Annotated in this window: 13 protein-coding genes; 11 read left to right on the forward strand and 2 right to left on the reverse strand. The window is 40.7% G+C overall.

The genetic code is table 11. The features are described 5' to 3' along the window. Positions 1-78 precede the first annotated feature (78 nt). Positions 79-627: an NUDIX hydrolase gene (locus EGS47_RS11710; protein WP_010588995.1), complete on the reverse strand. Its 549-nt coding sequence runs from the start codon at positions 625-627 to the stop codon at positions 79-81. A gap of 121 nt (positions 628-748) precedes the next feature. Here EGS47_RS11710 and EGS47_RS11715 point away from each other — a divergent pair, with 121 nt between their 5' ends. From EGS47_RS11715 to EGS47_RS11755, 9 genes are all read left to right on the forward strand, one after another. Continuing rightward, complete coding sequence (locus tag EGS47_RS11715; RefSeq protein WP_004999107.1) at positions 749-1,354, forward strand: CoA pyrophosphatase; 606 nt, start codon at positions 749-751, stop codon at positions 1,352-1,354. A gap of 35 nt (positions 1,355-1,389) precedes the next feature. Continuing rightward, positions 1,390-1,917, forward strand: coding sequence for a gamma carbonic anhydrase family protein (locus EGS47_RS11720; RefSeq protein WP_162897685.1), 528 nt, complete (start codon positions 1,390-1,392; stop codon positions 1,915-1,917). Between the two features lie 125 nt (positions 1,918-2,042). After that, positions 2,043-2,723, forward strand: a complete 681-nt coding sequence (gene tsaB / locus EGS47_RS11725; protein ID WP_119686325.1) for a tRNA (adenosine(37)-N6)-threonylcarbamoyltransferase complex dimerization subunit type 1 TsaB — start codon at positions 2,043-2,045, stop codon at positions 2,721-2,723. Continuing rightward, on the forward strand, positions 2,723-3,547 hold the full coding sequence (locus EGS47_RS11730; RefSeq protein WP_119686324.1) for an undecaprenyl-diphosphate phosphatase: 825 nt from the start codon (positions 2,723-2,725) through the stop codon (positions 3,545-3,547). Before tsaB ends, EGS47_RS11730 begins: the two co-directional genes overlap by 1 nt. A gap of 22 nt (positions 3,548-3,569) precedes the next feature. Then, positions 3,570-4,370, forward strand: a complete 801-nt coding sequence (locus EGS47_RS11735) for a class I SAM-dependent methyltransferase (protein ID WP_119686323.1) — start codon at positions 3,570-3,572, stop codon at positions 4,368-4,370. Between the two features lie 119 nt (positions 4,371-4,489). Further along, a complete protein-coding gene (locus EGS47_RS11740) occupies positions 4,490-5,926 on the forward strand; it encodes a C13 family peptidase (protein WP_005005325.1) in 1,437 nt (478 codons plus the stop codon). Beyond that, positions 5,895-6,731 (forward strand): S-formylglutathione hydrolase, encoded by an 837-nt coding sequence (gene fghA, locus EGS47_RS11745; RefSeq protein WP_119686322.1) that lies wholly within the window; start codon positions 5,895-5,897, stop codon positions 6,729-6,731. The genes EGS47_RS11740 and fghA overlap by 32 nt, the downstream gene beginning before the upstream one ends. A 141-nt stretch (positions 6,732-6,872) precedes the next feature. Beyond that, complete coding sequence (locus tag EGS47_RS11750) at positions 6,873-7,964, forward strand: YjgN family protein (protein WP_119686321.1); 1,092 nt, start codon at positions 6,873-6,875, stop codon at positions 7,962-7,964. Between the two features lie 18 nt (positions 7,965-7,982). Next, positions 7,983-9,011, forward strand: coding sequence for a M48 family metallopeptidase (locus tag EGS47_RS11755; RefSeq protein WP_171064980.1), 1,029 nt, complete (start codon positions 7,983-7,985; stop codon positions 9,009-9,011). Between the two features lie 44 nt (positions 9,012-9,055). On the opposite strand, the gene EGS47_RS11760 is transcribed toward EGS47_RS11755, so the two are convergent. Further along, positions 9,056-9,331, reverse strand: a complete 276-nt coding sequence (locus EGS47_RS11760) for a DUF2218 domain-containing protein (protein ID WP_005005311.1) — start codon at positions 9,329-9,331, stop codon at positions 9,056-9,058. A 192-nt stretch (positions 9,332-9,523) separates the two neighbouring features. Here EGS47_RS11760 and rpe point away from each other — a divergent pair, with 192 nt between their 5' ends. After that, positions 9,524-10,210 carry a ribulose-phosphate 3-epimerase gene (rpe, locus tag EGS47_RS11765; protein WP_004987442.1) on the forward strand — a complete coding sequence of 229 codons (687 nt, stop codon included), beginning with the start codon at positions 9,524-9,526 and terminating at the stop codon, positions 10,208-10,210. 682 nt (positions 10,211-10,892) lie between these two features. After that, on the forward strand, positions 10,893-11,294 hold the full coding sequence (locus EGS47_RS11770) for a hypothetical protein (protein ID WP_228128612.1): 402 nt from the start codon (positions 10,893-10,895) through the stop codon (positions 11,292-11,294). The last annotated feature ends 4 nt before the right edge of the window (positions 11,295-11,298 follow it).

Here is an 11,298-nt window from a genome sequence, read left to right on the forward strand (position 1 = left end):
TAAAAATTAAAACAGGGGAATCATCATGATTCCCCTGTTTATATCGACTTATCTCTAGGATTTTTAACTATTTTAAAGTTAACCTGTATGATCTAAGCGTGTACCTAATGTTTCCAAATGAACTGGAAATTTTTGTATTTTTCGGTCTTCAAAATAATGTCTTAATGTGCGTTCTACACTTGGAAAAGCCAGTTCCCCCCACGGAATCTCATGTTCTTCAAATAAGCGACATTCAATACTTTCTTCGCCAGCACCAAAATAACCTTCTTTTAAGTTCGCTTTAAATAGAACATAGATTTGGCCAATGCGGGGAATGTTGTACATGCAATATAAATGTTCAATGTCGATCTCAGCCTCAGCTTCTTCGCGTGTTTCACGTGCCGCACCTTGTTCCATGGTTTCAAATAACTCCATGTATCCCGCTGGCAGTGTCCATAACCCATAACGAGGTTCAATGGCACGACGACATAACAAGACTTTATTTTCCCAAATAGCCAAAGCGCCACAAATCAGTTTTGGGTTTTCATAATGAATATTCCCACAATGTGTACATACACGACGAAGCTGATGGTCGCCTAACGGAATTTTATCTTCAGTTTCATGTCCACAAACGGTGCAAAAACTCATAATGATCATCAAGGATAAGGATGCCTCAGCATAACTGAAATTTTGGACTTTCGCATCATTTCTATACGAAGCCACTCATTTTTCAGCTATGATGAAAAGATAAGAAAACAGAGAGAGAAGCATGGTAGAGCAGGAACTCACGCATCTTTTGCAGCAACGCTTACGGTTCTCAAAACGTACTTCGCCTGCACAGGCTGCAGTGTTAATTGCGATTACCAATGAACACCATCCTAAAGTTTTGTTGACGCGCCGTTCCACCCAATTATCCAATCATGCGGGTGAAGTTTCATTTCCAGGTGGGAAACGTGATGCTGGTGATACCAGTAATATCGTAGTCGCATTAAGAGAAGCTCAAGAAGAAACGGCTCTCAATCCTTTCGATGTTGAGTTGATTGGTGATTTACCGATGCAACGTGCGCGTAGTGGGATGCTAGTTAAACCCATTGTAGGACTCATTCCTCCTAACGTTGATTTGATTGCTCAACCGACCGAAATTGATCGCATTTTTTTTGCATCGTTAAATCAACTCCTCAGCGCGCCTGCAACACCATATGAGGTGAAATATGCACATCAATCACTATATTTTCCGAGTCTACAAGTAGAAAATGAGGTCATTTGGGGATTAACTGCAAGAATGTTAATTTCATTGTTTCATTACGGGTTGAATTATCAGAAAGACTGGCCTTTTCTTTTAAATTCGCCACATTTTCAGCCCCGCAAATTTTAATTCCACCACCAACTAAACAGGATGTTACCATTATGATGTACAGCTTTGAAGGACATTCACCAAAAGCATTGATTGAACCGTGGGACGGATGGATTGCAGACAATGCCACAGTGATTGGTCAGGTGAAATTAGGGCAACAGGTCAGTGTCTGGTTTGGCGCCGTGATTCGTGCAGATAATAGTCCAATCCGTCTAGGGCATTTTACCAATATTCAGGAAAATGCTGTATTACATACCGATGCAGGAATTGAGCTTCATATTGGGGATTATGTCACGGTTGGACATCAAGCCATGTTGCATGGTTGCACGATTGGTGAAAATAGTCTGATTGGGATCAATGCTGTGGTGTTAAATCATGCGGTCATTGGTAAAAATTGTATTATTGGTGCGAATGCATTAATTCCAGAAGGTAAGGTGATTCCAGATAACTCAGTGGTCATGGGTTCTCCAGGTAAAATTGTTAAAACACTGGACGAAACTGGTGCTGCAAAATTACGTCTGAGTGCTTTACATTATGCAGAACACTATAAAAGATTTATGCAACTTAAGCCGTTTTCATTTTAGTGCGTGCTTTTCGTTGTATTGCTAGAGCACAGTTTTTTGTATCAGCAAAACTCAAATTCTCGCCTAAATTAGTGTTGTAGAGTATGATAGCCCACGTTTTTTAAAAGATAATGGCGTGAAGTTGCATGAACGTGCTGGCATTGGAAACGGCAAATGATCATTGTTCAGTTTGTTTGATTGATGAATCAAATGAGCTTTTCTTTCAACTGGATACGCAAGCGAAGGCGCAAACACGTACCATCTTGCCGATGATTGAGCAGGCACTGCAACAGACACAACTCAGTTATAGCGATCTAACTGCAATTGCATTTAGTCGAGGGCCAGGTTCCTTTAGTGGTGTCCGTATTAATGCGGCAGTGACGCAAGCGCTGGCGTGGGCCAATGATTTGCCTGTGATTCCTGTTTCTACTCTGCAAGCTTTGGCACAAGCGGCTTATCGTGAATTGCAACTCAGTCAGGTGACTGCGGTTTTGGATGCGCGGATGCAGGAAGTGTATCTGGCAAATTTTAACTGTGATACAGATGGCATCATGCAACTACAAGGCGAAGAACAACTGTTCAGTTACGACGTGGCAACGTCTTTCGCCAAGTTTAGCTGTGTAGGATCGGGAGCTAAACTTATTTCCTCTCCAATTTCAGAACAACACAGTATGATCAGCCCGTCTGCCCGAGATATTGCAATACTCGCCCGATATTATGCCAAACAAAAGCACTGGGTTAGTGCTGAGCAGGCATTACCCGTCTATTTAAGGGACAATGCTTGGAAAAAAATTGCAGAACAAGGTAAGCCGAACGAGAAAAAATGATGGATTTTTTACTGCTTTTAAAAGCGGCGATTATGGGAATTGTGGAAGGAATTACAGAATTTCTTCCAATTTCGAGCACTGGACACCTAATTTTAGCCTCTGAATTATTAAATTTTTGGACACCTGAGAAAAGTGCAGTTTTTGTGGTTGCGATCCAGATGGGCGCAATTGCCGCGGTGATTTATGAGTATTGGTCACGCCTTTGGGGTGCAGCTATTGGTATGGTGACAGGTGAAGCCAAAGGGCGTCATTTGGCGATTAGTCTGATCATCGCTTCTATACCGATTATCTTGCTGGGTCTCACCTTTGGGCAAACCGTCAAAGATTTATTATTTAATGATATTGCCGTTGCCGTGGGATTGATCGTAGGTGGTTTGATCATTATGTGGATCGAAAAAAATCCACCCAAAGTCAACGCGGTTGAAGTTGAAAATATCACCTTTAAGCAAGCCATCTGGATTGGTTTAATTCAAGTATTGTCTTTGATTCCGGGGACTTCACGTTCTGGTGCGACGATTATTGGTGCGATGTTTTTAGGTGTATCGCGTAAAGCCGCCACCGAATTCTCTTTCTTTCTTGGAATTCCTGTCATTATTGGTGCAGGACTGCTTGATTTATATCAAAGTCATGATGTATTTCAAGGAAAACAGGACTGGATCGTTTTAGCTGTAGGACTGCTGGTTTCATTTATCTCCGCGCTATTATTGATTCGTGCTTTGGTGGCTTATGTGGCAAAACGCGACTTTATGATTTTTGCATGGTATCGAATTTTTTCTGGGCTCATTATTTTACTTTTTGCTTTTACGGGCTGGAAATTGTGGTAATCAGGAGTTTTAGTTAATCATCATGCAATTATTTTCTACCGCCTCTTATTTAAATGCTGCGCATCACTATCAGCAAGTCTTGTCTCAGCGAGGGGTAGAGATTGATGTGTGTGAAGTGGAACAGCTCAATGCGCGTTTTTTTAGACAGCATCCTGATTTGGCACTTTGTGTAGATGAGCATGGTCTTTGGCTATGTGCTAATGGCATGAAAATGCAACCCGATTGGAAAGCAGAAGTTTCCCGTTTAAAACGCGCCAGTATTAAGTCAGAAATGATTGCACGTGCCTGTCAACTTAGCGAAGCGCCACAATTGATCGATGCGACAGCAGGTTTAGGTCACGATAGCTTACTGATGGCGCATTTGGGTGCAAAGGTGACATTGCTCGAACGACATCCAATTTTATTTACGTTGCTTGAAGATAGCCATTTTCAAGCACAGAATGATCCATTTTTAAAACAGATTGTTGATCGGATACATTTGGTTTTCACGGATTCTGCGGATTATTTGCAATCATGTATTCAGCAGCATCAACAGGTAGATGTGATCTATCTTGACCCTATGTTTCCACAGCGTGATCAACACCAACAGGCCATTAAAAAACAGGCACAGGTTAAAAAACAAATGCAACTTCTGCATTTACTTTTGCCAGAGCAGGGTGAAATGGATTTAGGCGATGCGTTACTGCCTTTGGCACAACAAGTAGCGAAACGGGTCATTGTGAAACGTCCGCGACATGCTATTTTTCTTAATCAACAAACGCCCGATCATCAGTGGTTGGGGGATGCTTGCCGTTTTGATGCGTATTTTCAGCTTGCTCTGTGATGAATTGTGATCATTGCTTCAATAATATCCAAATATTTGTTATATAGATAAAAGCATTATTGATATAATTCCACGCAAGCATAAACTGATTATGCATTATCACTCCTGAATAATTTTCTATGATTGACCTGAAACCCTCCATCAATTTTTGGCATGATTTCAAAAGCAACCAAATTGCTGGGATGTGGTTATTTTTAGGGTCACGCCGTTGTTTACAAATTGTCCATCCCTCGATTTTTCAATTGTTGGTCTGGGGAGTACTCGGCGGCGCGGCTAATACATTATTTAGCTGGTTGGTCGCAGGGCAGGATGGTCAATTTAATTCTCAAGGTTTAGTGAGTTATGCGCTTTGGCCGTTTTTAGCTCTTATTGTCGGGATTTTTCTTTCACAGCGAACCAATAATGCCCGCTTGATGTTGGTGCCTGCCATTTTATGGTTAGTGCTGGATACCAATATCGCCTTACTGCAAAGTTTTATTCAGTTTCTGGGACAGCTCGATTACCTCCCTTACATTACTTATGATTATTTACCGACACTCTTTATGGTGTTGTTTGTCTGGCAAAGTTTGGCTGTGGTTTGGGTGTTTGCACGTGAGCTAAAATGGCCGTGGTGGGAACGTGCTTTGATTATGATTGCCACGCTAGTCACACTGGTGGTTTGGCAAGGTTCGGTTCGTAGTCAGCCGATCTGGAAAGTTGAAGACGTTGCGCCGACGTTTACTGAAGATGCTTTTTATGCCCAAAGTCGCTTACTCAATCAGTCGCTTGAACAGATCCAATATGGTGAGTTTGCGCAAAGTCACTGGTATTTTCTCGGTGTTGCGGGTGCTAGCTATCAAGATGTATTCAAGTCGGAAATTATGCGGATCAAGGAACAATTCGACACACGTTTTGGCACGTTTGGCCGTTCGATGATGTTAATCAATAACCCAGATACCCGCACAGAGGTGCCTATAGCTTCTCAAACAAGTATTGGGGCTGCATTACGTCGTATGGGTCAGCAAATGAATAAAGAAAGCGACGTTTTGTTTTTATACATGACTTCGCATGGTGCGCCTAACGAATTTGAAATGGAAAATGCGCCGTTAGATTTGCATCAGGTTGATCCAAAATGGTTACGCGAAACTCTTGATAAATCAGGGATTCGCTGGCGAGTGATTGTGATTTCGTCGTGCTTTTCTGGAAGTTTTATTCCTGCACTTCAGTCACCTGATACGCTGATTATCACAGCTTCTGCGGCAGATCGTCAGTCGTTCGGCTGTACCAATGAAGCGGATTATACTTATTTTGGTCGTGCCCTGTTTGATCAGGCGATGCGTGATCAACATACGATGAAAGATGCATTTAAGCAAGCTCAGGATACGGTTGCCAAGTGGGAGTCTGCACAAGGCTTTGAACCTTCAGAACCACAATGGGTCATGGGTAAAAATATGGAATTGATGTTGCCACAACTTGAACAACATTTATTCCCTCAACAAAATCTCCCTCAAACTACGACTGCTGCCAAACACGAGGATAAAAAATATGCATATGTTGCAAAAAAATCGCTGCTTTGATGGTGAACAACGTATTTATCAATGCCCATCCAACGCATTAAAAGGTACAAGTAAATTTGGGGTATTTTTGCCACCAGCGGCATTGAAAGGCGAACAATGTTCGGCATTGTTTTATCTTGCAGGTCTGACTTGTACTGAGGAAACCTTTGCGATTAAGGCGCATGCACAACGATTGGCTGCTCAACTTGATCTGATTTTAATCACGCCAGATACGTCGCCACGTGGTGAAGATGTGGCTCAAGGGGATCATTGGGATTTGGGGTTGGGTGCAGGGTTTTATATTAATGCGACTCAAGCGCCGTGGGCAGAACATTATCAAATGGAACATTACTTGCTTGAAGAACTTTATCCTTTAGTGCAAGCGGAATTTCCTGTGATTCAAGATCAAATCGGAATTTTTGGCCACAGTATGGGTGGACATGGTGCCTTAACACTTGCACTCAAATATCCTGAAAAGTTTAAATCAGTTTCTGCTTTTGCACCGATCTGTGCGCCAAGTCAATGCCCGTGGGGCGAGAAAGCTTTTTCAAATTATTTGGGTGATGATCGTGGTGTCTGGAAACAACATGATGCCACTGCATTAGTAGAACAAAAAGGGGCATTATTTGCTGAAATCTTGATTGATCAGGGTTTAGATGATCAGTTTTATAGTCAGTTAAATCCCGATTTATTCGAGCAAGCCTGTCATAAGGTGGGACAAAAACTGAGTTTAAGGCAGCATGCGGGCTATGATCATGGCTATTATTTTATTCAGAGCTTCATGGATGACCATTTGCAGTTTCATGCGGTTCAATTGAAAAGTTGAATTTACAAATAAGAACTATTTTCATTTAATAGCCTCGTCTGACTAGAAATTGCCCTGTAATATGAGTAACATATCGGGGCTTTATTCATTTTACTCTGTAAAATTTGTTCAAATGATCAAAAATAAAATACTAGGCAAACAATGCAAAACTCAGAATCATTTCCTTTAAATCATGATGAATTAGATTATCCTTCTGCACCAGTACCTCCTGAAAAAACAGGATTAGAATATTCAGGTAAACAGTATCGCTTTCAGTTTCATGGTCAGGCGATGGAATATTTTGGTATCTGGATCGTAAATATTGTATTAACCATTATTACTTTAAGTATTTATGCACCTTGGGCAAAAGTACGCCGTCTTCGCTATTTTTATGGCAATACCGAATTTTTTCATCGTAAGTTTGATTTTACGGGTATTCCCACAAAAATCTTATTTGGACGTTTGATTGCGATTGGAATTTATGTGGCTATTTCAGTCATTTCCCAGTATTCAATGACGGCTACGTTGATTGGTATAGCGATTTTATATCTGGCGGTACCGTGGTTAATTCGTGCTACTTTGCGCTTTACAGCTAGAAATAGTAAATATGCCAATAGCCGATTTTACTTTGCAGGAAGTTCCAAAGAGGCGTATGTGCTGTTTTTAAAATCTATTTTAATTTATATTTTTACGCTGGGTATTTTTACTCCATATTTGATTTATTTATATAAACGTTATTGTATCAATCACTTGTATGCTGGACAGCTCAACTTTCAATTACATGCCAAATGGTCTGAATATATGAAAGCCGTTTATTTCCCAGTATTAATCTTTTTGGTGATTTTAGCAGTTGCAGGTGGGCTGGCTTTCGGGTTAATTCGTTCAGGTAATTCTGCGGGAATTTATATGGCAATTGCTGTATATATCTTTGGTTTATTGTTTATTGGGCCATTAGTGGTTGCCAGAATATTTATTACGACATGGAATAATGTGTCCATCGGTCAAAGTGTGTTTGCAACTGACTGTAATCAGTGGCGTTATACTTGGATTGTTGCAACCAACTGGATTGTCAAAGCGCTGACTTTGGGGTTAATGTCGGCTTGGGCTGCGGTGCGAATTTATAAATATCAGATTGAGTCACTTACTTTAACCTTAAATGACGACCCTGATGAAATGATAAATTTGGCACAACATGATATTAGTGCCGTTGCAGAAGAAATTAGCGATATTTTTGATATCGATATTTCTTTATAACATCGATAAGTGCTTATGATGTCTTTATCTACTTCTGTTATTTTTTATGATGGTGTGGTATCCAAACCACGCCAAGCTCAGATTTCTCCATTCGACCATAACAGCGTACAAGTTCGTTATGAGGAGGATGGTGAATCCATTCGCCAATATCAGTATCAGGACATGATCCTGATTGGTGCTTTGGGTGAACTGAAACCCGTGATTGAACTGCCTGATGATGCGCGCATAGAGTTTAGTGACGAGTTACCAGATTGGTTTGAACTGGGAAATAAAAAACTGCATCATTCCATTTGGAAACTTGAACGTTCACCTACGCTGATTTTGTGTAGTGTGCTTTTTATGGTGGCCTTTGCATTTGGGATTGTAAAATGGGGGATTCCACAAGCTGCACATATTGTGGCGTATCAGTTACCAGAGCAGAGTTTAACTCAGCTTGGCAATGAGGCTGAACGATATGTAGTCGATTGGACAACGCCGAGTCAGTTGCCAAAGTCACGTCAACAACAGATTCAAAAAGAATATTTGGCCTACGTCGCAGAAGGGCAACCTGCTCAACTGGTTTTTCGTGGAGGCGGTCAAATTGGAGCGAATGCCTTGGCATTACCCAATCACACCATTATCTTGACCGATGAGCTAGTGCAACTGGCAAAGAATGATCAGGAAATTATAGGTGTTTTGGCGCATGAGCAAGGACATTTAATCAAACGCCATAGTTTGCAACAGGCTTTGTCTAGTTTGGGACTAAGCGTGTTATATGTTGCGATTACTGGGGACAGTTCCGATCTGTTCACCACCATGCCGTTGGCTTTGGCAGGAGCAAATTATTCAAGAAATTTTGAAGCTGAAGCAGATCAATACGCTTTGCAAACCATGCATCGTCATCAAATTCAGGTTATTCATTTTGCCAACTTTCTACAAAGACTGGGTGCTGAAGATGAAAGTCAGGATCAGAATTCACCATTTAAATTTCTTTCAACCCATCCAGCAACGCCTGATCGAATTAAAGCTGTTAAAGCCTTTGAAATGAAACATCAGTCTCAATCATAAGTGTTCATTTAAGTGACCTGAGCAATAGGAGAACAGCTTTTCTCCTATTGCCGTGTCCAATCTGCCTGAAATTCTTGTTGTGCCATACGGTTTAAATGATCGAGGACTACACCTTCCAAACGAATATCTTCTGCATTTTCACTGCTGATCAGCACATCTAAATGGTGTTCAAGCGGTGTCAAAGTCACAGTTGCAGTCGGCATAAAAATTTTATAATCCTGCTCTGACTCCGCGACTTCAAATTTATGTTTCCAATGATTGAGCAGACGTTTTGCAATTCGTCGTGCTTCTGGGGTACTAATCGAGGTCGAGCTTTGCATAAAGGCTTACCTATAAAAGATGGTTGAGAAAATAGGAATTACCCTAACAAATTTAACGCTGAAATCGATAGAGAAAATAAAACAGAGTGTTATTTTTTTGCAAATGATCGCAGTGCTGAGTTTTGAGTTTGATCCACAGCAAAGTCAGTTTTTGTTATAATCAGGTTTTGTTTGCTATTTGCCAGGTCCCGCATGTCCAAGCCTTATTTAATTGCACCCTCTATTCTCTCTGCTGATTTTGCACGTTTAGGTGAAGATGTTGAAAAAGTATTGGAGGCAGGTGCGGATGTGGTGCATTTCGATGTGATGGATAACCATTATGTACCCAATTTAACTTTTGGTGCAGGAGTGTGTAAAGCTTTAAAAAATTATGGGATCAAGGCGCCCATTGATGTGCATCTGATGGTTTCGCCAGTCGATCGTATGATTGGCGATTTTATTGAAGCAGGCGCGGATATTATTACGTTTCATCCTGAAGCTTCGGATCATATCGATCGTTCCTTACAGTTAATTAAGGCTGGAGGGGCTAAAGCGGGCTTGGTCTTTAATCCTGCAACACCTTTACACTATTTAGATTATGTATTGGATAAAGTCGATCAGATCTTATTGATGAGTGTTAACCCTGGATTTGGCGGTCAAAAATTTATTCCGATGACTTTAGAAAAACTCCGTCAGGCACGTCAACTGATTAATGCCAGTGGTCGCGATATTCGTTTAGAAGTCGATGGTGGGGTTGGGCCTGCTAATATTCGTGAAATTGCGGAAGCGGGTGCAGACATGTTTGTGGCAGGATCAGCGATTTTTGGAAAACCAGATTATAAAACGGTCATTGATGAAATGCGTGCTGAATTGGCAAAAGTCGGTGCACAAAACGCTTAATCCTATTTTTCGATATCATCATTATACGCACCGCATAAGCATTCATATGGTGCGTAGTATTTTATTTCTCTTTTTTCTTAGATATACAACAAAGCCCGCTGTATTGCATTCTCAGTAAAGCGTTGACTATTGTCTTTACTCATAGCGCAAAACTATTCGTTTTACGCCAGAAATAAAGCGATGCTTTATTTGCTGCTCATGTGGATAACTTTGTTTATAACTCTCTGGATAACTATGTTGATAAGGCGGTGGATAAGCTGCTGATAGAATAATCAAAACGATATCAATCGTTTAAAAAATCCATAAAATCTGTATAAAACTCATTCGATCTGATTTATTTTTATGCGATTTAAGTCATTTATTTTGCTTTATTTTTAATCTGTGAGCCATGTCACGGATATTGGTTAAAAAATAGAAAGTGATCAAAATAAATTCTCATAAAATGTAGATAAAAATTGTCAAAATCGGCCTATTTTTATCTACTGATGCTCATCAACGTTCCAGAATTGAAAAACAGTTTTATCCTTGATGGATGGGGATAAAATGATTCAGATTTGTATCAAGTCATAAACTTGGTTATGCTGTGTTTATATATCGACTGATCAATGTATTTGTGAGGATTTCCAGTTTGCATCTAGCTCAGCGCAGACAGACGTGGTTTGTGTTGCTTATGGTTTTTATCATGAGCTGGAGTGGTGTGGCTGTTGCTTCAGTCAAAAATATGCATGCCTCTATGATGCAACAGACTGCTCAATCGATGTCGCATGTTTCTGATCAATCGTCGTGTCATCACATGGGCATGCAAGCTACAAAAGCAGCGCATGCGTCGCATGATTTTAAACATGCCAATACAAGTATGTTGCATTGTAATCAACCAACTTCCTTACATGCTTCTAACGCCGCACAGTCCTGTCAGGATTGTCATCAGTTACATTGTCAAAATCTAAATACGTATGTTGAACATGTGATGCCAGCATTGCCGCAACAAACTGTCTTTGCTGCCATCTCAGATTCTCATACGGATTATAGAGGTCAGCATTTTTCTGGTTTTTGGCAAGAAATTCTCAGACCACCCAAAGCCTAATCTC

It is taken from the genome of Acinetobacter sp. FDAARGOS_515, from assembly GCF_003938865.1.
Classification (GTDB): domain Bacteria; phylum Pseudomonadota; class Gammaproteobacteria; order Pseudomonadales; family Moraxellaceae; genus Acinetobacter; species Acinetobacter ursingii.